Source organism: Streptomyces sp. NPDC039609, from assembly GCF_055596705.1.
In genome coordinates this window covers 52,392-74,220 of record NZ_JBVIUJ010000021.1, presented here as the reverse complement: position 1 = coordinate 74,220, position 21,829 = coordinate 52,392, and the positions used below count along the sequence as shown (strand labels likewise).

Below are 21,829 nucleotides of genomic sequence, written 5' to 3'. Positions count from 1 at the left end.
CCCGTTGCACCGCATTTGGCGCGGCGCCGGTGAGGGCGCGCGCCACCCCGTATCCAACGGACCCTACCGATCAAGGTCACCAAACCACGATCAATTACCGCCTACCCGAGCCGCCGCCCTCCCCTGCCGGACCGCTTGGCGTTATCTGGCTACATTTCCTCCATGGCGATGGTGCGAATGAAGTTCCACGTGGCGGTGACCGAGGATTCCCTGGCACGACTCAACAAGCGCGCCAAGGACGAGCGGGACCGCGAGGAGTCGTGGATCGCCGAGCGCCGGCAGGAGCGACTCGAGCCCGGAATGCCGCGACGCGCAGCCGCCGCCGTCCGGCGCGAGATCCGGGTGGAGGCCGCGAGGATGCGGCGGATCGGCGAGTTCGGCGGCACCAGAGACGACATCGTCACCCGAGCCGTCCGCGAGGAGCTGCGAGCCCGGGGCCTGGAACGCGAATGGCCGGAGCCACCCGAGGGCGAGGTTGAGGCCCCCGGGCGCCGCTGGGGCACCCCACCCAGCCAGCCCATAGGCGGAGGCGGATACACCCACCGCCTCACGGTGAACCTGCCCCACACCCTCGGCGACACCGTTCGCCGCGCGTCCTACTGGACCAGCAAGGACGCGGTCGAAGCCCTCCAGGACTGGGCAGACCGATGGAGTGACGGCATCGACGTCGCCCTACGCGAAGCCGAACGCAACGACATCCCGGCCGAGCTCGCGCTCCTCGCGGCCGCCGGGCGGCCCTCCGCACCCAAGTTCGCACTAGAGACCCGAAACAGGCTCCGCGTCCAGGTAGTCACCACGGGCGACCTGATTCGCGCCGCTGTCGACAGGGTCGTCGACGGGGAGCGGCCTGAACCCCCCGACAGGAGCTAACGGCAGCTACCCCAGCGACAGCCGCCCCGCGCCCCCAGTGACGAGAAGGTGGTGACCATTGGTCACCACCTTCTCGTCACTGGGACGTCAAGGTGGTGACCAATGGTCACCACCTTCAAGCCCTACTCCCCCTCTGAGAGCTCTTTCACGAGGTCGGCCATCGCCTGCATCAGGCCCTCGGCCTCCTTGCGTGCCCGATCGCGATCCTTCTCCGCCATGCTGCGCAAACGCTGAACGGCCGCTTGCGACTCCCGCACCATCTGCCCCGCATCGTTCCGGGAGGCCGCGACCTTAAGCGGCGCGTTCTGCTCGGTGATGTCCTTCGGCGGCGCGAATCCGAGAAAGTTCGCCGCGTCCCTCAGCGAGTTCTCCGTGATGTTGCCGTGGCGACTTGCCTCCACCCATGTCTTGCGCACGGCTTCGGCACCATGGTCGTCGAGGACCGGGACCAGAATCCGGAGCGGCCGCTCCTTCAGCTCCTGCGTGGTGAGATCCTCCAGCGCTTGAGCCACACCAAGCACGCGCAGGATGTTGTTCGCGTAGTGCTTCTTGAAACCAAAGCGCGAGTCGACGAGGTGACCGAAGGTCTCGAAGCCGGCGATCTTATGGAGTTCCTCTTGCTTGATGGCCTGGAGGCGCAGACCGAGCGCGATCAGTTTCTGCTGCTCGGCACGCTCATGGTTGGCGCGAGCTGCGTACTGGGCGGCGATGATCCCGCGGCTGTAGTACTCCAACCGTTCCGATGGTTCCTGGGTGTCAGGTTCCTCGAACTCGGGCATCGGCAAGTAGCCCGGCGTCTCGCGACGGCGGATGTCGAGCGACACCAGGCCCGACTGATCGGCTGGGACCACCTCTGCCGAAGCTGTCGCTGTCGGCGCAGCGAGAACACTGGGGGCGGCGGCCGGGGCGGGTACCGCCGCTGCCTGCCGCAGTTTCGCCTGATCTTCCTCCCACTTCCGCAGCGCATCCTCGCGGGAGGAGTCTTGTGCGCCACCGATAACGGGGATGGGTGCCGGGACCTTCTTGCTCACGCTGCGAGCTCCTTCGCAAGCGCCCGCATCACGGCGGCCTGGCCTGAGTCTGGCGCGTGCTCCAGAAGCGGGATCTGGTAGTCCGATGCTTCGCGGCCCTCGATTGCGTCCTTGAGAGTGGCTAGCACGCCGGGGGTGGAGAGTTCGTTCCACCCGTCATAGAAGCCGCGAGTGACGACGCCCTTGCGGGAGTCGTAAGCGTTCACGACGAAGCCAAGCTGGTCGACCACTGCGCCGGTCATCTTGCTGTGGGTCTCGATCTGCGAGTTCAGCATGTCGTAGGCGTCGAAGGACGACCGGTCGGACCAGACCGGCATGAGGATGCCCGAGTGGTCCATCAGCTCGCCCGGTCGGCGCTGGACGTAGTTGATGGCGAGGTCTATGGCCAGGCCGAGGTTCGGGGGGCCGTCAAGGACGATGACGTCGTAGTTGTCCTCAAGCGGAGCCAGTGCGCGTTGCAGGCAGGTGTCACGGCCGACCTGGAGAAGCGCGAGTTTGGCGTCCATCAGGAACGCGTCACGGCTTGCAGGCAGGACGTGGAGTCGACCGCCGAATCGCTCGTGCGGGAGAGCCACCAGTGAGCGGGCCAGGTGCTTCTGTCCTTCACCGAGCATATGGGTGAGGAGGCTGTCAGCCCCATCGGGCAGGCCAGGAATCTGCAGGCGGGTTGTCAGGTGGGCCTGGGGGTCGTAGTCGACCAGGAGACACCTCAGGCCCATCTCAGCAAATGCCTGGGCGAGCCCGGAGGCCACGAATGTCTTACCAACCCCGCCCTTCTGATTGCCGACGAGGATCCGCTTGACGGGCTGGGATACCCGGCGCTCCTGAGGGGAGGGGTGGGCTGCGATCCAGTTCGTGATGGCTTGCGCCATGCCCTGGACCTTGGTGACGCTGCGGGAGTCGCATTCTCTGGCGAAGCGTTCGGGGCCGCCGGCGGGGATGAACACGCCCCAGGACCTGGCTCCGCGGGTCTCGACATCGGGGCTGACCGGAGAGTCGTACCAGAGGTTCAATGCCGAGGCTGCGGCGTCCTGCATGTTCAGGCCGTGCTCGGCGGCGCGAATACGGAGGTCACGGCGTAGCTCGGGCGTCAGGTTCACGAGCAGTTTCTCGCGCGCTTCGTTGGCGCTGGGGCTGGTCATGGCGAGCAAATTACCAGGTGATCAGCGCCGCTCAGTCGATTGCCTGCGAACGAAAAGTCGTTCCATTCGGGCGGATGCACACGGGCCCGGAAGGGCGGCGAGCCACCGGCGGCAGGTACCGAAACGCAACGAAGCCCCCACAGGCCGCAGTTGGGCCCGTGGAGGCTTCGTGGTGGATCACGTAGGCACGGCGAGAGGCGGCCGTCGCTCCCCGGGCCAGATGAACGTGACGGATTCGCCGGTCTCGCAGGCGGCCTGCGCTGGGCAGGCGACTGGGCTCGCCCCACCTCGAAGGCACTTACGGCGGCACGCCGCAGCGGTTGCCGCTGATTGAGCACACTCGCACGCTTGCTGTGTGCAACCTACTCATTCGGATGGCCCGGATCCGGTCAACGTAGTAGCGACCTTCGCACTGCGTCACGGAGCGAAGGCGCTTGTCTCCGCCCTGGCTGGTCCGGGAAGCGGAGAGCTGGCGCTCGAGCTCTTTGATGCTCTTGCGAAGAACGAAGCGAATCTGGAGGCACGCCTGGCTGCGATCGAGAGCGGCCTGTCAGATTTGAGGGAACAGCCGTACAGAGTCGCGTTGGGAATCGGCAGCAAGTTCCTCATCCAGGCCGGATGCGACAGCGTCCATGATCGCCGAACTGGAGACCTCGAACGAGCCCGTGCGGCGTTCACCGAAGCGTCGGCCGCCTCCCGTAGCGCACTACAGGAGGCTGTAGCGGAGCGGCACCTCCTTCTCGTAGCGCTCGCCCTTGGACGCGAGCAATCGGCCAAGCTCTCGCTCCCATTGCTCGAAGCGCTGGCTCTGACAGCAGCACTGGACGCGCGGAGCGGAAGGACCCCGGAGGATCAGGACGCACGCCTGCAGATGAAGGGCACCCGCAGTGCATCCGAGGACGCCTATGTGATGGCAACTCAAATACTGTCCGAGGCAGCGGTACTGGCGGAGGGCCTAGGCCTGCGGCCTCGGCGCCGACCGTACGAGGCCCTGACCTCATACTTCTGGCGGTTCCTGAGCCCCCCAACTGGGCTGTGGTCCCTCGTGGGGAAGAAGGCTGACGAGCAGAGCGATTGCTATGACGTATGGACCTTCTCCCCTCGATCTGGAGTCCCATGCCGTGTCGGTCCCATGTCCGTCACCCTTGAGGTCGCACATGGTCCGACGGCCTTTGAGCCCCGAGACCGCTGGTGGATCGACTCTGCCGAAATCAAGCTGGAGCGCAGCCTGCCTCGCGACCTGACCCTCGCCTACCGCACACAGCAAGACCTCGAGGTGAGCAGCCAGGTACTGAAGGCTGGCCAAACTACGGCAACGCTGGATCTCACTCACCTAGCGGAAAACAGCGTCCGCTATGACGGGCGACTCTGCGTGCGCCCTGAGGACGGCTACGCAGAAGTCGCTGCCTTTAGGCTCGGCGGCCCGGACGGGAGCCCGTACGAGACGGAACGCTTTCGTGCTCTAGTACGTGCGAGCCGAGGGTTGTAGTCACGGCCCGGCCACGCAAGGTCTTACACATCCCCCTGACCGCTGGTGCGGCCGCTGCCACGGGAGCACCTGAACCAACGCAAAAAGGCGGGCCCCATCCGCAGATGGGAGCCCGCCTTCGTGTTTTCAGCGCTCTACGCGAGCGGATGGGTCCCGTGCCTGTCAGCGGCTGGCAGGCCCGGCGGGACCGGTGGTTAGCCGCCGACTGCGGCGAGGAGCCCGGGGTCCACACTCACGCAACGACTCCGTCATTGAGGTCGAAGAGACCGATCTGATTCGCCTCAAGCTCCTCGCGCCGCTGCTCGGCTGCGCGCTGGACCTCAATGGCCTTGGCCCTGTTCCAGCAGGAGCCGCACCAGGGAACCAGCTGGTCAAGGGGGGCGCTGGTGTTCTCGCTGTCGGTCGAGCGCAGGGGGTACGGGGCTGCGGTCAGCCTGCCCCTGCCCGGGTGGTCGGCCTTGCCGCATCGGCCGCCGTGCTTGATGCCACAGACCCCCAGGCAGCCGCAGTTGGCGCCGTGGGCCTTGAGGACGAGGGATAAGACAGTCTGGCGCTCGGTCATCGCTGATCCCCCTTGCGGATGTTGGTGGTGCGGGCGACGAGCCCCTTGGTGGTAGTGCGGGTCGTGCTGTGGTCCTGGACGACGGCGGCACCGCTGTAGTGGTGATGGTGCTCGGTGTGCATGTCCTGCTTCGCTCGGCCGACGGAGCGCAGCAGCGAACCGACGGCGAGAACGAGGGCGACGGGGCCGGCGGCCCCGACGGCAAGCGTGATCGGGTCGACCTGCCCGAGCATGTAGAGAACGAGCGAAGTACCGCCGCAGGTGGAGAGGACGGCGACGCTGCCGGTGAGCATGAGGGCGCTGGCGTCGGTGGCTTTCTGGGACATGGGCGGCCGCCCGGGCTGGGCGACGGGCGGGGTGGGGCCGAACGCGGGGAGCGGGGTGTCATCGCGGTGCGACGTCGGCAGCACAGGCACTCCGAGGGCGGCGCGAAAGATCTCCTTGGCGTGGGCCTCGGCCTCGGCCTCGGTGAGGGGGTGCAGGGGCCAGCTGGGGTCGCTGAAGGTCACGGTCGTTCTCCTTGGGCTGGAAGGCAGGTGCGAGGGCCCTGAGGGAGGGCGGGCTTCGGGCATCACTGCCAGGGCCCCGGAGCGTGCTTCCGGGGCCCTGGCAGTGGGATGTGTGGGTCAGGCGCGGACGAGGAGGCCGCTGCCGTCGGGGCGGGCGATCTTGCCGTCGTTCCGAAGGACACTGATCGTCGTGCGCAGGGTGCCGCGCTTGACCTCGCGGCCGCCGTCCTGGTTGAGGGCGGTCAGGAGGTCGACCTCCCCCAGGCCTTCGGGCGGCAGGAGGGCAAGGATCCGGTCGGCCGTCGTCATCAGCTTGGGTTCTGTGGGTGGGACTTCCGGAACCGGAACTCCTGGTGCCCCGCCGCCCATGCCGGCGGCTTCCGCTTCCTTCTGCGTGACGTAGGCCTCCAGGTCGATCGCGGTGCCGGGCGGCAGGCTGTCGCCGTAGAGGTCGAGGATCAGAGGGTCGTAGCCGGTGCACGGGGCGATGGACCCGACCATGAAGGTGCGGCCCATGCTCGTCGGCCGGGGGCCGGTCAGGTGGTAGAGCATGCCCTGGCTGTTGACGTCGTCGTTGTCCTCGGTGGCCTGCTCGTTGTAGCGGCGGATCCTCTGGATGCGGCCGATGATCTTCGGGATGGGCTGGAGGGCTTCCCCACGGGGGACCAGGCCGTCGCCAACGAGCTGCTGCATCATGCTGGACGACCAGCGCAGCAGGATGACTTCACCCTCCTTGAGCATGCCGCGCAGGGTGTCGGACCCGCCGAGCTCGTCAAGGTGACTGGCCTGGGCGGCGATGATGATGCCGACGCCCACGGACCGGCCTGTCCGGCCGAGCTCTTTGATGAGGTAGGCGGCCTCCTTACGGAAGGGCGCCGTCTTCTCGAGCAGGCGGTTGGCCTCGTCGACGATCCCGTACACGAGCGGGTCGGGGGCGTCCATCACGAAGCCTGAGCGGCCGAGTTCGGCGTACGCCTTCATGCGCCGTTCGGCTTCTGCGACGAGGCCTCGGAGCATGAGGATCGTCTCGTACTGCGTGGTGACGCGGGTGGCGACGTGGCCGGCGGCCTCGGGGACGGACTGGCCGGACTTTAGGTCGGCCAGGTGGACGACGATCCCTGACCGCTTGCAGGCCACGAGGATGGCCTGGACGAGGCGGGACTTCCCGGCGCCGGTGGTGCCGAAGATGGCGCCGCGCTGCGCGTTGCCGGTCTTCGGGTCGAAGAGGCGGAACTTCAGCGGCACCCCGTCGAAGTAGGTGCCGAGGGTGATGCGACCCCCGTCGTCCATCAGGAGGTCGTCCACCGCGATTTCCCTCATGGCCAGCAGGGGGTTCTCGGGGTAGATCCGGACGATGCCTCTTCGGCCGACGCCCTGCTCGAAGATGACTCGGGACCGGTCGTCGACCTCCAGGAGGTCGCACAGGGCATCGTGGTCGTAGCCCTTCACACCACCTGGGGGCGTCTTGAGGACGAATTCCCGTACGTCCTTCACGGCTCGGTCAGTTCCTTCCGGATTTCGTAGGTGTTGGCTTCGAGGAGCTCGACGCCTGGCATCGCGGACTTTGCGATCTCGGCCCAGATCGCCTTGTCGCTTTCCGTCGATTCCTCCGGCGCCTCGGGCGGCTTGGGGCGCTGCCCAACGATGAGGAGGCATACGCCGGCGCCGCGGCCGGGGACGGGTTCGACCGCGATCAGTTCCTGGGGAAGGTCGAGGTGGGCCGACAGGCGGGCCTTGTCGATTTCGGGGACGGGCCTGCCGCGCTTGGCGGAGCCGATGATGGCGGCGACGCAGTGGTCGCTGAGCTGGTTGTGTTGCAGCAGGACGGTGCCGGGAGCGATGCCGCCGTCGACGGCGAACTGCTGGGCCCACCAGCGGGCTTCCGGGGTGGCGTGCACGTCTTCGACGACGGCAACAACGTCGGACTCCTCGGCCGTCGCTTCGCCCGTTTCGGCGAGTGCCTGGGCCTGGGCCACGTCGGCGAAGGCACGGGCGAGCTGTCCGGGCCGGAGCCACCAGGTGGCGGCAGTCCAGAGCACCACACACCCCGCCTGCACCGTGATCGACAGTGGAGTGTCCGGCGCGCCGCCCTCGGCGATGAGCAGGGCGGCGCAACCGGTGTGCGGGGCGCCGTAGAGCGAGGTGCAGACGGCCCTCATGCCCTCCGGAGCCCGCCGGATTGTGAAGTTGGTGGCAAGGCCCAGGCCGAGGGCGGCGACGGTGGTCACGATGCCGGGGAGGATGACGGTGTCGGTGGCCAGGCCGCCAGTGAGGACGGCTGCTCCGGCGACGGTGGCGATGCGGCCGGCGGAGGCTCGCACACGAGCGAGCATGGGGGATACCTCCTGTCGGAGAAGGGCGGGGCGGCCGGTGCCGGGCCGCCCCGCGAAGGGCTATCGGTTGGCGTAGTACGTGCGGTCCGCGATCGAGCCCTGCTTGGCCGCCATCGACTCGTTCACCGGGCCGTAGTCGGCCTGGTGGTCGTCGGCGGCGTTCTGGAAGGCGGAAGCCATCTCTGCGGCCTCCGCGGCCAACGATTCGGCGTCGTCGAGGAGGCCGCGCATGATGGCGGCCGCGTCGTGGTGCGCGGAGGTGACGGTGGTGTCGACGTCGAGGCTGGCGGCCGTCTCGGCGAGCGCGTCGACTGCCTTGGCGCCCTTTTCGATGTAGTCGAAGGCGCCCTTCACGGCCTGGTTGAGGGAGAGCATCGCGGCCGAGGCGAGACCGAGCCGGGTCGTGATGATCGTGTAGGTGACGCCGTCGGAGATGACGTCGGCGACCCTGTCACCGATGTGTTCGAGGTCCATGGGCTACTCCTGGTGGTAGGGCGCTTCGGCCGGGGCGGCGTGGCCCATGTCGGCGGTGGTGTCCGCGGCGTTCTTGTCGTAGTCGGCGGCCGTCTGCCCGGCGTTGGCGATGGTCTCCGAGGCCCGGGGCAGGCCCTCGGCGAGGGCTTCAGCCTTCGTCTCCACGACCTGCGCCTGCTCGATCAGTCGGGCGCACCAGCCCATGAGCAGGCCGGGGACCTTCCTGCCGTCCAGCTCGGCGTAGAGGCCTTCGAGGCTGCTCACCAACTTCTCGCAGCGCTCGGCGACGATGCGGGCGTGCTCGGCTCCGGCGAGGATCTCCTCGGCCATGGCCTCATCGGCCTCGATGACGTCGTAGATCGTGAGTTCGGCGTCGTCTGCGGCGTGCTGCACGCTCTCGACCCTCTGCGCAACGGTGGCTCCGCCCATCGGGCGTGCCTCCTTCCTTGATGGGGGTACCGGGCTGCTCGTCCCGGCGGTCTTGGTGGTGCTCGCGGCCGGCGGGGCTGCCGGGAGCGCAAGCCGGGTACGCGGGGGTGTCCTGGGCTTGGCCGGGTACCGGGTGAGCTCGACGGTGTAGGTCGCGGTCATCCCCGGCGGCGGCCGCAGCCAGGTGCCGTCCGTGCCCGGCATGGGTGGCGGGGGAGGGGGCTGACTGGCGCGGTTGCGGCGGGATTTCGAGCCGGGCCGCTGCCCTGCCGCTCCCGTCGAGCCGGTGGTCCGGGCCCCCTGTTTCGGCTTCTTCCGCCAGGGCCGCCATCCGGAGGTCCCGGGGGAGGTCTTCGGCGGCTTCGGCGGCCTGGTCAGGTCGACCTTCGGCCGCGACGCCCCGGGGGAGGCCTTGGGAGCCTTAGGCGGCTTGGTCAGGTTGGCCTTCGGCCGCGAAGCCCCCGCGGACGCCGCATCCGCAGCCTTCTTCGGTGGATTCGGTGGCTTCGGTGGATTCGGTGGCTTCGGTGGCTTCGTCAGGCTGACCTTCGGCCGCGAGGTATCGGGGTTGGGACCGGCCGTGCCGGTCGGCGGGCTGCCGCCTGCCCCTGGAGTCTTCGGCCTCTTGACGGGGTCGGCCTCGGGGCCCGAGGTGCCGCCGGTCGCTGCAGCGGAGTCGGTCTTGCTCACGATCGGCTTGATGCTTTTGCGACGCTCGGTGAGCCGTCGCTCGGCGGTCTCAGCCGCAGCCTTCGGGAGAGTGACGCGATCCGGTGCAGCGGCCGCGGCTTCCTTCTTCCGCCGTTTGCCCTCCGCGCGGTCCGCCCGGCGCTTCTGCCGGGCCTCGGCCTTGGCCTCGTGTGCCGCCGCCTTCCTCGCCCCCTGAGCCTCGATGCGGGCGACGCGGACGCGGTCCTTCGCTGCCTGCCGGGCATCCTTGGCCCCGTTCGCCCGCTCACGCGCCGCGTCATTGTCTTTGGCCTTGTTCTCCAGCCGGGCGGCCTGCCGGTCACCGCGTCGCTGGTTCGCGGCGCCCTGCCGGGCCGCAGCCCGCTCCTGGCGGCCGCGAGCCCGTTCCAGGGCGGGGGTGGAGCCGCTGGCGCTCGAAGATCGGCCGTCCTTGGGTGACTTGCCCCCGCTGGAGGGCTTGTCCTTGCCCTGCGACTTCCCATCCGAGCCCTTCGGACTCTGGCCCTTGCCCGGCTTCGGCCCCGACGCGCCCGCCGGCGACTTCCCTGACGCCTGGGCGCCATCCGGCTTCTTCCCGCCGGGCTTCTTCGGAGTTGGGCCACCGGACTGGGCGCCGGTCGAGCTCTTGGGGCCCCCGCCGTTCTGGCCGCCACCGCTCTTCGAGCCGGAGGCCCCGCCTAAGGTCCCGGCCCCGGACTTCCCACTCCCCTTGCCGCTGGAGGTGGAGCCCGGTGATCCGTCGCGCCCCTTGGCGCGGACCTGGGCGATGTCGGCGTAGATCTTCTGGAGCGCCGCTTTCTGCTCGGCACTCGCCTTGATCTTCTCGGCCTTCGCTTTCGCTGCGGCGTGCCGTACGGGCGCCAACTCTTGGAACTTCTGCCGTCGGTCGTCGAGCCAGTGGTGCATGCCGCGCACAGCGGCGACGGCGGTACCGAGGGCGACCGCCATCATGCTCCGGGCCCCTTCGCTGCCTGCGGGCGCCGCGCCTTCGGACCGCAGCGCGGCCGGCACAGCCCTCGCGGGCACGGTGGGCAGGGCGACTACTGGGGGAGGCGGAACGGCCGGAGGAGGAAGGACGAGTGCCGGAACGGCCGGAGCCGTCGGCGGGGTTGCGGGTGGGACCTTCGGCGCCGAGGGAGCAGCTGGTGCCGGGGGCGGTACAGCGGGGGCCGGGGGCGGCCCCGGCAGGGACGGAGGAGGTGGCAGGGGAGGCGGCCCCGGCGGGGGCGGCGGCGAGGGCGGTGATGCCCCCTTCTTGGGCCGGAACGGAAGCAGTCGGCCCGACTCGTCACTCATGATCCCTCTCACAGGGTTGACAGAACGTGACCGCCTCGCGTACGCGCGCGCGTGTCCGCGCGCGAGCGCGCCCGCGCGTCCGCATAATGCGCGCGCGGGGCGGTCACGGCCTGGCTTGAACGGTGGATTGATTGACGCGGGTCATCACTCGCTGTAGCGCGAGACCCATTGGGCGATGGTGCGAGAGAGGTCGTTCCACGCCTCCGCGTCGCCCTCCCTCTCGCGGTCCGCAGCGATCGACCGGGCCCGCTCGATCCACGACTCGGCCAGGCCGCGCGGGCCACGTTCGGCCCGCGCCGCCTGCCGCCGCTCGAAGTGGTCCAGGCGGTTGATCGCCCGGCGCTCCTCCTTGGTCTGTGCGGGCACGAGGTCAGGCGCCCTTCCGCAGGCCGTCGAAAACGTCGCCGTACTCGGACGTCCCGCGGCCGGCGGGCTTGCCCTCGCTCGCGGAAGGGGGCTCGATCGCCTGCGCCCGCCTCTTGGCCAGGGCCTTTCGCTCGCGCTTGGCCTCCCGCCTGTCCGGAAGCTCCTCGTAGAGCATGAAGCGCCTGTTGAACGCCACCAGGTCGGTCAGGGACTTCTCCAGGTCGTCGGCCGCCCTGTGCAGCGGGCGGACCGTCCGCGAGGCCCGGATCAGGTGCTGCCCGGGAAAGTCGCCCTCGATCCGCTCCTCCTTGAGCTCGGCCTCCAACTCCCGGGCCAGCTGACGCAGGGAGTCGACGAGCGGCTGGATCTGCGCCTGACGCTGTTGCAGGTGGATCTTCCGGTTGGCGGCCGACCTCAGGTGTTCGGGGGTCCAACGGTTCGGGTCGGTCATGACGTCCTCTCAGGGGGTACGCGGGGGAGAGGGCGGGCCCCGGACGGGGCCCGCCGTGCCGTACGCATCAGCGCGTCGGCGTCAGGTGCTTGGCTCGGTCGGCCGGGCTCAGCAGCTCCGCCTTGTCGAGCAGCCGTACAGCCCGGTCGCGGTTGCAGCCGAGTGCCGTACGGGCGGAGTTGACAGTGACGAACCCGTCGGCCGTACGGGGCAGGCCGCTCAGCTCGGTCACGCACTCGTCGTCCGTACGGGCGGGATTCGGGCTGCCCGTACGGGCCTTCGCCGTACGGGCCGTACGGGGCTTGTCCGTACGGCCCGTACGGACAAGCCCCGTACGGGGTTCCGTACGGCCCGGACGGTCCGACGCCGTACGGGATTCCGTACAGTCCGTACGGCCCGGCTCCGTACGGGTCGCCGTACGGGCCGTACCGTCCGGCTCCGTAGGGTCGGCCGTACGGGCGCCGCCGTTCTGCCCCGTACGGCCCGTGTGCTCGTCCGCCATACGGTCGGCGGTGCCACCCGTCTCCTTGTGCTTCTCGTCCAGCAGGTGGTGAACCCGCCAGATGATGGCCACGAAGGTGAGGACGACCAGAGCGGTCAGTCCGAGCACGATCAGGTCGCCGTGCTCGTTGGACGGGTCGTGGACACCCGCCCGGTCGGCGAGGTGGTACGCCAGGTTCGACGCCGCCATGATCGACAGCGCGGGCCCGACGTCCTTCTTCCTCTTGAAGGCGACGACGGCGTAGATGTCGACGCTGAGCGGGAAGAGCGGTGCCACGAGTTCGTGGAAGCCGACGAGTTTGGCGAGGGCGAACTCGCCGCTGGCGGCGAGTCCGACGCCGGCGGCGAGCGCGACCCACGGGGCCGACTTCCAGATCTTCTGGCTCCAGTCCCGCCGCCTCTCCGTCCGCTGAGTGGCGGCCGCAGCATCGGCCAGGAGTTCATCGGCCCGGGCCTTGACCTCATCCGCCCGGCTGGTGATCCCGGCCGCCTGACGCTCGGCCGCGGTCTTCACGGCCTGGGCTTCGGTGGCCGCCCGGCTCGTGATGCTCCGGGCATCGCTGGCGGCCTTGGCCCTCAGCGCCTCCAGCTCCCGGTTCAGTTCCTCGATCCGGGCCTGTCGGAAGAGGGCGTGCTCCTGGCCCAGCGCGGCGAACTTCGCCTCGATCCCCTCGCGGTACGCGTCGAACTCGCCGTCGAGCTTGGCCCGACGTGCTGCCAGCTCTTCGTCGAGTTCGAGGCGAGCGCGCCGGCGGATGAGGTCGACCTCTGCCTCGGCGGCCGCGAGGGCTGCCTCCGCCTGGTTCGCCTGTTCCTGGGCGGCGCCCCTGATCTTCGCCGCGTCGTCCAGAGAGCTGCGGTAGGCAGCCTCCACTGCGACCTTGCGGATCGCGGCCAGTTCGGCGGCGCGGTCCTCAACCTCGCTGAGGACTTCCTGCACCTGTTCCTCGGCCTGCCGCAGAATCTCGGCGGACTCGGCTTCGGCGGCGGCTCGTGCATCCTCGAGGTTCGTCTCCGCCTCGGTTCCAGCGGCGGTTCGGATCGTGTCCGCGTCCGCCTGGGCCCGCCGAAGCCGGTCCCCGGTCTCTTCGATCGCCTCGGCCAGGACCTGTCGGGCAGACTCGGCGGCCGCCCGACGGATCTGCTCGGCCCGGGCCTCCGCCCCCTGACGGAACTCGGCGGACTCAGCGGCCGCCGTGCGACGGGCGTCGTCCAGGAGCTCCAGGGCCAGGGCTTCGATGTCGGCGGCCCGGTCTCGGCTGTCCGCGAGGATCGCGTTCGCCTCGTCTCGCATGTCCGGGACCGGAGGTACGGGCGCCTTCTGCTCCAGGGCGGTGGGGGCGCGGCGCTGCGCGGGAGGCTTCCGCGCGGGCGTCTTGCGGGTGGGCGTCTTGCGAGTAGGCGTTCGGGCCGCCACAGTGCCCTCCTTCCTGATTGGTGCTGCCCCGTCAGATCCGGGCAGTGAGACGGTCCGTCATGTGGTCGACCGCGATCGTGATGGCGGCGATGAGTCGGGCGACGAGCCGGGTGAACTGGTAGTCCCCGGCTTCGTCGCAAGCGAGCTCGGCGCGGGTGAGTTTGCGATCCATCCGTTGAAGATGGATGTCCATCTGCCGCCAGCCGTCGCCCACGGCCCCGGTGATCTCGGAGAGGGCGTAGAGCGGCGCGATGTAGGCGACGGCAAGCAGGACCCGCGCCCGAAGGACCGGGGTGCGCAGGACCGCCGCCGCCCGAGGGCGGCGGCGGTCCAGAGTGCTGCGGCTCATCCCTGCCTCGAGTGGGAGACGGTCTCCGCCGGCGCCGTGTCCCCCGATCCGCCCGTTGACTGCGGGACGATACGGAGGGTTCCGTCGGCCGCCGCCTTGTCGAGGGTGACAAGGTCGGCCCTCGCGTCGTCCCGCTCGGCGGTGACGGCCATGAGCGCGGCCTCAAGTTGCTCGATGTGCCTGCTCTGCCCGAACAGCTTGTGCTCCTGCTCTTCCAGCTCGTCCCACCACTCGTCCCGGGTAGACGTGAGGACAAAGCGGAACGGGATCCTGCGCAGAATCTTGCGGATCACAGCGTGACCTCCGTCGGGACGAAGCCGTTCTTGCCGGACTGGGTGCGGGACTGCTTGTTCACCTCGGCGACCTTGCGCGAGAGCTCCTCGCTCTGCTCGCTCATGCGGCACGCTCCGGGCACTCGCCGGTGGCGACCTGGTCGTCAAGGTCGGTGTCGACGCTCGCGACCAGGGCCTCGGCATCGGCGACGCTGATAACGGCGTAGCCGACGGTGGCGCGGACGTGCACGTTGCTGTGGAAGACGCTCCCCGCGACCGTGAAGCCGGTGGCGGTGCGGGTGATGGCGGTGTTCGTCATCTTCGCGACGAGACCGGGCAGCAGATGGGCGGACTCGGCGCCGAAGGTCAGCGTGACGGTGACCTTGTCATGCGCGGACACCGTCAAGGCCGTCGCGACGCCCATGCGGGCGAGGCCCTGGGTCTCGGAGTAGGCGTGCCACGCCACCGCAGTCAGCTCGTCGACGCCGTCGATGACGGCCTCGGGGCGGAGCGGGGCGGCGTTGGTCGTCATACTGGTCATGCGGATCAAGCTCCTTCGAGTTGGTGGTTGGTCCGTGCAGGCCCCCGGCACGTACAGGCGTTGCACCGCCTGTGTCGGGGGTCGCGCCGTACCCCGGAGGGTCGACGCAGTAAGCGGATGGGGAACGACCCCCTGCCCCACCCCTGGGGCCCTGATCAGATCCGCTCTCGGGCTGCCGTGCGGCCAGCCCCCCGCTCAAGACCTCACCGCAGAAATCCGCAGGTGAGGGGGTCATCTCGTCGTTGTGACGGCAGGGGCGCCGCGGCCCGAAATTCAAGTCCACTGTTGAGTTCTTCGCTTCGGTACGCCGGGCTCGGTACAGCTCCGAGGCAGTCCAACGTCGCCGCAGTAGGCACCTGAGGTGCAGGTATAGCTGACGCAACAGATCGTTTTAGCGAGCTAAACCGACCGTGCAGTGAAACCATAGAACGACGCTCCGTACCGGGTCAACCACCTTGAACAAGTGGCGTTTAGTGCGGTAAACATGACCCAGGAAAGGAGGCACGCATGGAACAGGAACGGCTCGACATGGCCGAACTGCCGCCGTTGCAAGGTCAGCTCGACGCAGCTTTCGACAGCACGTTGTCCCGGCTGAAGGAGTTGTCCGACCCTCTGGAGCGGGCCAAAGCGGCCCACGGCCTCGTCAGCCGAGTGCAGGACTACGGGAACGAGTTCCAGGCCGTACGGAACTCAGCGATGAACGAGACCCTGCGGGTAGGCGAGCTCAACAGCACCCAGCTCGCGGCAGAACTTGGCATCAGCAAGGGACGGGTCAGTCAGCTCACGAAGGGGGCTCCGCCCGAACGCCTCTTCCTCGGCTCCGGCAAGGTCATCGTGGCACTGGCCGAGAAGCTGGAGGATGGCCGACTCAAGGACGGGCGCGAGAAGCCCGTTCAAGGCCCCGTGATTGCCACCGAAGACGTCCAGACCTACGAGCACCTGCGGGAACTCGCCGAAGAGGTCGGACTGGAGATCACCTTCGAGCGGATCCCGCTGGGCGGAAACGTCCGGCTCAACCGCAACAACCTGGTAGTCATCTGCGGTCCTCGACTCTCTCCCCTCATCGAGCAGATCCTCGAGAGTGACCCCCACCTCCGGTTCGACAAGGATGACAAGGGCTGGTACCTGGCCGACCGCAGCACTGGCGAGATCTACCGCTCACCGATGGACCGCGGCGAGACAGAGGACGTCGCGTACTTCGGTCGTCTCCCGCGCCCCGACGGCCAGGGGACCTTCCTCTACATCGCTGGCATCCATGCCCGCGGTTCCGGCGGCGTTGTCCACTGGCTCAACCAGGAGCTGGCCGGCGTGCACCGCGAGCTCAAGGCAAAGCGATTCTCAACTTTGATCTCCAGCCGCTTCGACCCCGAGACGCTGGAGATCACCGAAAGCAAGCGCATCACACCGTTCTATCGCCCGGAAGGGTCCTGACGTGCAGGTATCTTTGGCATCGACCCAAGGTGTGGGCCCAGCAAACGAGGACTCGGTCCACGTCAGCCCCACTGGGGTCGTCGTGCTGGACGGCCTATCTGCACCGAAGGACCTCCCCATGGGGTGCGTTCACGGCACCCCATGGTTCGTACGTCAGCTCGGCTCTCGCCTGATCAGCCTCATCGGCGATGTCGAAGTTTCTCTGCGTGATGCCCTACGGATCTCCATCGGTGAAGTGAACGAACTCCACCGTGGCTCCTGCGCACTCGACCAGGAGGCCGTCCCGGCCTCCACCGTCGTGATGATCCGGGAACGCGGCAACGTACTCGACTACTTGGTGCTCTCCGACAACGTGCTTGTGCTCGATCTCGGCACCGACGGCATCGAGACCGTCACCGACAAACGAGTAGAGGAAGTGGCAGCCGAGGAGATGCAGGCAGCCCTACAAGGGCCGACCGGAACGCCAGAGCACGCGGCACGTGTGTCGGAACTGGTGTCCGTCCAGCGGCGCCTCCGCAACACACCTGGCGGGTACTGGGTCGCGGCCACTAACCCAGACGCTGCAGACGAGGCCATCACCGGCACAGTTGACCTCGTCAAGGTGCAGCAGGCCGCGCTGCTGACAGACGGCGCGAGCCGCCTGGTCGATTCGTTCGGCACCCTCACCTGGAGCGAGCTGCTCGACCTCCTGCGAACTGAGGGGCCTGCCTCCCTGATCGCCCACACCCGCGAAGCCGAACTCGGCGACCCGGCCGGCGAACGGTGGCCTAGGTTCAAGCGGTCGGACGATGCAACCGCCGCGTATGTGAGCCTCAACCAGTTCTGACGCAAGCACACCTCGTGGACACCGTGCGCTCGCCGACACACCCAAAATTCACGAGCGCGCCTCAACGAGCAAGGGAGGGAGGAAGATGTCTCCGCAGAACGCGAGCAGGCCCCCGTATGGAGGCCTGCCGGTCGCAGCATCGGTGTGTGGAAGCCCGAGCCGCGATCAAGCACCTGAACTGGAGGTGCCTGTGCTGGACAGCAGGCTACGCGCATCCAACCGCGAGACACTTTCGGGTCACGCCGACACGCCGATCACTGGCGCCCCCAACTCGTACTTCCGAGGGAACGTGGTCCCAAGGCTGGCGAGTCAGCAGCTGCGTTCGATCAGTCAAGGCGCGCTCGTCATGGGCGCCAGCCGCTGCCAGCAGAGCCTCAGTTTCCGAAACCGGGGACTGAGCGCCAGGATGGTCGTCATGACCTCACGAGCTCCATAAACGAGCTGAGCCGCCACCTGCGGGAACAGGTGACGGCTCACATGCTCGCGACTCTGTACAGGCCCTGAGAAAGCCACTGATCCTGAGTCGCACGTCGGCGGTAACGCCGGGCAGCAAGCACAAGGCCCGGCTACCACCACCCAGGATAGACAACTTCGGCAGAGATGTGCAGCAGGCCTCTCGTCTCCGGCCACTGGGTGATCACCTCCGAACGCGCGACTCCCCTCAAAAGGGAGACCTCGCACGATGCTCCAATCGCATTTCACGACACGCAGCGTCGCTGCGCCGACTCGGTCGGTCGCGACAGCCGGCGGCGGTGTAACCCGGGCCTCCGTGAAGGTGGCCCGATGACCCGCTCCGGACAGACGGCCGACGTGACCGACGGCACGGAGGAGTTCGGCGTCGACGTGAGCGCCACCCTCGTACGGGGCACCGTCCCGCGCTCGGTCACCTTCTATCGAGAGATGGCGTTCGGCGGTCAGCTCGTGCACGCCCTTGACTACGTGGTTCTGACGCACGTCCTCTTCGCCATCGCGGCGAACGAGAAGATCACCGTTCCCGGCATCTGGAAGCGCCTCCAGGACCTCGGCATCCGGTCGGCGAAGGACCACGACAAGCTGGTCGGCAAGAACGCCGTTTACGAGTCCTTCAACCGGATCATCGCCGCCGGGTTCATCCGCCGCGGTCGACTCCCGCACCCCGATGGCGGGGGGCGCAAGGGCCCGGTTGTCTACGAGGTCTTCGAGTTCGTCAGCGACAACCCTGACCATCGCGAGCTGCCCCCGACCGACGCACCACTTCCCGGAACTGGGGAAGCGGCTTCCTCACCACTTCCCGGAACCAGGGAAGTGGATGATGCGAACAGCATTTCCGCAGGTCAGACCACTTCCCGGAAGCAGGGATCTGGCGTTCCGGGATCTGGCGTTCCGGGACGTGGTCGAGCCCGCGTTTCCGCAGGTCAACGCCACTTCCCTGGTCCCGGGAAGTCGGCGCCTCCCCCCCCACACCCCCCGGAGGAGGTGGAAACCTCCTCCCCCTACCCCCTCACGTCACATGCGGCTCACGGTGCGCCTGCGGCGCAGGAGGAGGGGGTGGGGGGGGAGAGCTCCGCTCAGGACAAGCCCACTGCAGAGGCCGTCGCAGCAGCCGAGAACTTCCTACAGGAGCTTCCGAACCCGTGGACGGCCGGACGCCGTACGGCGAGGAACCTGGCCGCTCTGCTCGCTGAGGTGGTTGATGCCCAAGGCTGGCAGCTTGACCAGGACCTCGTTGCTGAGCTGACACACTCCCGGGGCGGACCCGTCCACCGGTACGCATCGGTGCTCAAGAGCCGGATCGAAGACCTTCCGCGCCGTCGCATCCGGCTGGCGGCTGTTCCCGTCCAGCGCGAAGACTCCTCCGCCGGACACCCCGCAGCGAACTGCCCGGACTGCTTCGGTTCCGGGTGGACCGATGACCTCAGCAGCCGTTGCCCCTGCACCTCGTCGCAGCCGGCCGCGAGCTGACAACGTTCCCACGAAACGCGAGCGGCGACCACTCCCGTCAAGAACTGGTCGCCGCTCCGGAGCCCCAACCATCGTGAAGGAGATCCTGATGACCATCGTTGCACCCCACGGCGCACCGGACGACAACGACCCGTACGACGAAGTCCCCGACACGTTCCGTCCCGGCCTGGTGCCTCCCCACGACCTCGACGCCGAACGGGCCCTTCTTGGCGGCATGATCCTTTCGAAGGACGCCATCGCCGATGCCATCGAGATCCTGACCGGCCGCGAGTTCTACAACCCCGCCCACGAGACCGTGTTCCGTGCCATTCACGACCTGTACGGCCAGGGCCGGATCGTCGACCCGATCCTCCTCGCCGACGAACTCGCCAAGCGCGAGGAGATCAGCAAGACCGGAGGCGCGAGCTACCTGCACGTCCTGGTGCAGTCCGTTCCCACCGCCGCCATGGCGTCGCACTACGCGGGGATCGTCAAGGAGAAGGCCGAGTCCAGGCTCCTCATCGAGGAGGGGATGCGCCTGATGCAGATGGGCCACTCCGGCGCAGTCACCACCGCCCAGGCCGTCGAGGCGACCACGGCCTCGCTCCAGAGCATCGCCACTGGCATCCCCCAGGCGGAGAGTCTCTCCGTCGCCGATCGCTGGGCCGGGTTCCTCGATCAGCTCGAAGCCGGGGCCGACCCCAACGCGATCTCCTCGCCGTGGCACGACCTCGACGAGGTCCTCACCGTCTCCGGTCCGATGTTCATCACCATCGGTGCCACCACCGGCGGCGGCAAGACGCTCATGATGCTCAACTGGGCCGCGCATGTCGCTCTGCGCCTCAACCGGCCGGCGCTCGTTGCGAGCATGGAGATGGGGGGCAACGAGATCCTCGCCCGGCTCACCGCGGCCGAGGCCTTGGTCCCCATGGACCGTCTCTCGAAGCGCAAGCTCGAGGACAGCGACTGGGACAAGATTGCGAAGGTCTCCGGCCGCCTCGCGAACGCCCACAACTTCGTGGTGGACGACACCCCGGGTCTGACCCTTTCCCGCCTCCGCGCTCGCGTGCGCACGATGATTGCGAAGGGGAATGCGCCCGCGATCATCCTCGTGGACTACCTCCAGCTCCTCACCCCGGACACCCCGAGCAGTGTCCGCGCCCAAGAGGTCGCCGCCCTGAGCCGGGGCCTCAAGCTCATGGCCATGGAATTCGAGACTCCCGTTGTTGCGCTTGCCCAGTTCAACCGGGGCGCGACGGGCCGCCGGCCGCTGCTCTCGGATTTCAAGGAGTCCAGCGCGATCGAGCAGGACTCCAACGCAGTCCTGCTGCTTCATGAGGAGCGAGACGAGAACGACCAGCCGGTCAATCCGGGGGAGATCGAGCTCCTTATCGCCAAGAACCGACAGGGCGCGGCCGGGCGTGCCATCTCTCTCGCCGTCCGTAAGCACTACATGCGCATCGACAGCATGGCTGCCGCCTGACCAGGACATCCGAGAACGAGAGGACGGAGAACTCCATGCTCGGCATCGACAGCGCGCGAACCCGCTTCATCGACGAGGACGAGGCCCAGCGCATCGTCGAGCTGGAACCCGGTCTACCCCGAGATGCGCAGGATCCTGGACGTTGCCATCAAGGCCGGGCGAGAGGCGGGCCGCCCGGCGGCGACGTCGTTAAGCTCGAAACGTCCGGCGCGAGTTCGTGCAGCTCGACTGGGGCAGCTTCAAGGCACTGCACCCGCAGCCCGGGCGCGTTCAGCGTCAACAACGCCCTCAGTCACATGCACGAGGTGCTCACCGTGACGGCCCTTGGCGACCCGGCCAAAGGCCCGATGTACTGGCTGGCCGCCGAGCTTGCCGACCTGGACATCGCCGTCAACGAGGGCGCCACCGCGTACTGGCAGGCGAAGCGGGAGGCGGTGGTGCCCGCGCAGCCGGTCGACGGCGGCTGGGGAGACAGGGCAGACTCGAAGGAGACCGAGAGGGGCATTGCGCGATGACCGCACAGCCGATCCACCAGCATGAGCCCGAGCGGGTGCCCCGCAACGCCAACGGCATCGCCGAGGCGCTCGACGGCCCGCGACGGGTGGAGTTCTACCGCGAGCTCCTGGCCGCAGCGCCCGAGGAGGCCGAGGGCGTTCTGCGTCGCTGGTGGTGCGAGGCGATGCTCGACACCGACCCGGCCGGTGACCAGCTCACAGCGGCCGCGCTCGACGGCACGCTGCCGACGACGACGATCGCCGACCTGATCGAGCTGCGCCGCGAGTCGGGCCTCCCCGTTGAGTGACCCGAACGACGAGCCCGATGGCTGGCCGTGCGTGCTGTCCGAGGAGGTCACCGACCTCCTCATGGACCCGACCCTGCCCGCCGAGGTCTTCGGCGCGATCGTGGCCGCCACGGTCCTGATCAACGAGACTCGTGGGCAGGTTCCGGGCAGCAGCGCGTCGGCGAAGTGGCCCGAGCAGCGGCGCATCCCGCTCGGGTCGGACGGATCGCTCGGCATTGCCGAGTACGTCATCGTCGCCCACGCCGACCCGCCGCAGATCGTCCTCACCCGCGTCCAGCTCTACTGAGCGACCGAACACCGGGGCCCGGCGAGAACCTGAACCTTCTTGCCGGGCCCTTGCCGTGCTCAGGCTGGGCGTCGGCGGATCGAAGGAAGTCACCTCATAAGAGGTGACGCATGGGCGGCCCGTCAGGCGCCGGGTGCTCGAGGAGCGTCGGGCCCGGCGGGTGGGCGGCCGACGCGCCTCGTGCACCCTCCGTCCGATCTCCGGCCGAGGGATGAACTCGCGGCCGTGGAGTGCCCACTGTTCGTAAGTCTCCGTGGCCGGCCGCGTCGGCGGCTGCGGGTGCTTCGGGTCTGTGTAAAGGCGGCCAGCGGCGGGGGAGGGGTGCCCGGGTTCTGTCCGGATTGTCGGACTTTCCGGCC

22 protein-coding genes are annotated in these 21,829 nt (G+C 68.5%); 8 read left to right on the top strand and 14 right to left on the bottom strand.

Translation table 11 applies throughout. From position 1 onward, the window contains the following. The first annotated feature begins 162 nt into the window (after window positions 1–162). Complete coding sequence (locus ACZ561_RS38390) at window positions 163–870, top strand: hypothetical protein (protein ID WP_471004518.1); 708 nt, start codon at window positions 163–165, stop codon at window positions 868–870. 122 nt (window positions 871–992) lie between these two features. On the opposite strand, the gene ACZ561_RS38385 is transcribed toward ACZ561_RS38390, so the two are convergent. The 14 genes from ACZ561_RS38385 to ACZ561_RS38320 all read right to left on the bottom strand — a co-directional run bounded on the left by ACZ561_RS38385 (window position 993) and on the right by ACZ561_RS38320 (window position 14,722). Beyond that, window positions 993–1,901 (bottom strand): hypothetical protein, encoded by a 909-nt coding sequence (locus ACZ561_RS38385; RefSeq protein WP_471004516.1) that lies wholly within the window; start codon window positions 1,899–1,901, stop codon window positions 993–995. Continuing rightward, window positions 1,898–3,043, bottom strand: a complete 1,146-nt coding sequence (locus ACZ561_RS38380; protein ID WP_471004514.1) for a ParA family protein — start codon at window positions 3,041–3,043, stop codon at window positions 1,898–1,900. The genes ACZ561_RS38385 and ACZ561_RS38380 overlap by 4 nt, the downstream gene beginning before the upstream one ends. A gap of 1,721 nt (window positions 3,044–4,764) precedes the next feature. Beyond that, on the bottom strand, window positions 4,765–5,094 hold the full coding sequence (locus ACZ561_RS38375; protein WP_471004512.1) for a hypothetical protein: 330 nt from the start codon (window positions 5,092–5,094) through the stop codon (window positions 4,765–4,767). After that, on the bottom strand, window positions 5,091–5,603 hold the full coding sequence (locus ACZ561_RS38370; protein WP_471004510.1) for a hypothetical protein: 513 nt from the start codon (window positions 5,601–5,603) through the stop codon (window positions 5,091–5,093). The genes ACZ561_RS38375 and ACZ561_RS38370 overlap by 4 nt, the downstream gene beginning before the upstream one ends. 117 nt (window positions 5,604–5,720) lie before the next feature. After that, window positions 5,721–7,097: an ATP-binding protein gene (locus tag ACZ561_RS38365; RefSeq protein WP_471004508.1), complete on the bottom strand. Its 1,377-nt coding sequence runs from the start codon at window positions 7,095–7,097 to the stop codon at window positions 5,721–5,723. After that, window positions 7,094–7,936 (bottom strand): hypothetical protein, encoded by an 843-nt coding sequence (locus ACZ561_RS38360; RefSeq protein WP_471004507.1) that lies wholly within the window; start codon window positions 7,934–7,936, stop codon window positions 7,094–7,096. Before ACZ561_RS38360 ends, ACZ561_RS38365 begins: the two co-directional genes overlap by 4 nt. A gap of 60 nt (window positions 7,937–7,996) precedes the next feature. Further along, window positions 7,997–8,410, bottom strand: coding sequence for a hypothetical protein (locus tag ACZ561_RS38355; protein WP_471004505.1), 414 nt, complete (start codon window positions 8,408–8,410; stop codon window positions 7,997–7,999). Between the two features lie 3 nt (window positions 8,411–8,413). Further along, a complete protein-coding gene (locus ACZ561_RS38350) occupies window positions 8,414–10,480 on the bottom strand; it encodes a hypothetical protein (protein ID WP_471004503.1) in 2,067 nt (688 codons plus the stop codon). Window positions 10,481–10,969: 489 nt separating this feature from the next. Continuing rightward, on the bottom strand, window positions 10,970–11,191 hold the full coding sequence (locus ACZ561_RS38345) for a hypothetical protein (RefSeq protein ID WP_471004501.1): 222 nt from the start codon (window positions 11,189–11,191) through the stop codon (window positions 10,970–10,972). A 4-nt stretch (window positions 11,192–11,195) separates the two neighbouring features. After that, window positions 11,196–11,642 (bottom strand): hypothetical protein, encoded by a 447-nt coding sequence (locus ACZ561_RS38340; RefSeq protein ID WP_471004499.1) that lies wholly within the window; start codon window positions 11,640–11,642, stop codon window positions 11,196–11,198. 67 nt (window positions 11,643–11,709) lie between these two features. Further along, entirely contained in the window at window positions 11,710–13,560 is a 1,851-nt protein-coding gene (locus ACZ561_RS38335; protein WP_471004497.1) for a hypothetical protein, read from the bottom strand. A gap of 31 nt (window positions 13,561–13,591) precedes the next feature. After that, on the bottom strand, window positions 13,592–13,909 hold the full coding sequence (locus tag ACZ561_RS38330; protein ID WP_471004495.1) for a hypothetical protein: 318 nt from the start codon (window positions 13,907–13,909) through the stop codon (window positions 13,592–13,594). Next, window positions 13,906–14,202, bottom strand: coding sequence for a hypothetical protein (locus ACZ561_RS38325; protein ID WP_471004493.1), 297 nt, complete (start codon window positions 14,200–14,202; stop codon window positions 13,906–13,908). The genes ACZ561_RS38330 and ACZ561_RS38325 overlap by 4 nt, the downstream gene beginning before the upstream one ends. Before the next feature lie 100 nt (window positions 14,203–14,302). Beyond that, window positions 14,303–14,722: a hypothetical protein gene (locus tag ACZ561_RS38320; RefSeq protein ID WP_471004491.1), complete on the bottom strand. Its 420-nt coding sequence runs from the start codon at window positions 14,720–14,722 to the stop codon at window positions 14,303–14,305. Window positions 14,723–15,229: 507 nt separating this feature from the next. Here ACZ561_RS38320 and ACZ561_RS38315 point away from each other — a divergent pair. The 7 genes from ACZ561_RS38315 to ACZ561_RS38285 all read left to right on the top strand — a co-directional run bounded on the left by ACZ561_RS38315 (window position 15,230) and on the right by ACZ561_RS38285 (window position 21,470). Beyond that, a complete protein-coding gene (locus ACZ561_RS38315) occupies window positions 15,230–16,153 on the top strand; it encodes a sigma-70 family RNA polymerase sigma factor (RefSeq protein WP_471004489.1) in 924 nt (307 codons plus the stop codon). Between the two features lie 118 nt (window positions 16,154–16,271). Further along, window positions 16,272–16,979: a hypothetical protein gene (locus tag ACZ561_RS38310; RefSeq protein WP_471004487.1), complete on the top strand. Its 708-nt coding sequence runs from the start codon at window positions 16,272–16,274 to the stop codon at window positions 16,977–16,979. 783 nt (window positions 16,980–17,762) lie between these two features. Continuing rightward, window positions 17,763–18,920, top strand: coding sequence for a hypothetical protein (locus ACZ561_RS38305; RefSeq protein WP_471004485.1), 1,158 nt, complete (start codon window positions 17,763–17,765; stop codon window positions 18,918–18,920). An 88-nt stretch (window positions 18,921–19,008) separates the two neighbouring features. Continuing rightward, on the top strand, window positions 19,009–20,382 hold the full coding sequence (locus tag ACZ561_RS38300) for a replicative DNA helicase (protein WP_471004483.1): 1,374 nt from the start codon (window positions 19,009–19,011) through the stop codon (window positions 20,380–20,382). A gap of 35 nt (window positions 20,383–20,417) precedes the next feature. Continuing rightward, complete coding sequence (locus tag ACZ561_RS38295; RefSeq protein ID WP_471004481.1) at window positions 20,418–20,897, top strand: hypothetical protein; 480 nt, start codon at window positions 20,418–20,420, stop codon at window positions 20,895–20,897. After that, window positions 20,894–21,184 carry a hypothetical protein gene (locus tag ACZ561_RS38290; RefSeq protein WP_471004479.1) on the top strand — a complete coding sequence of 97 codons (291 nt, stop codon included), beginning with the start codon at window positions 20,894–20,896 and terminating at the stop codon, window positions 21,182–21,184. The genes ACZ561_RS38295 and ACZ561_RS38290 overlap by 4 nt, the downstream gene beginning before the upstream one ends. Then, window positions 21,177–21,470, top strand: coding sequence for a hypothetical protein (locus ACZ561_RS38285; protein ID WP_471004477.1), 294 nt, complete (start codon window positions 21,177–21,179; stop codon window positions 21,468–21,470). The genes ACZ561_RS38290 and ACZ561_RS38285 overlap by 8 nt, the downstream gene beginning before the upstream one ends. The last annotated feature ends 359 nt before the right edge of the window (window positions 21,471–21,829 follow it).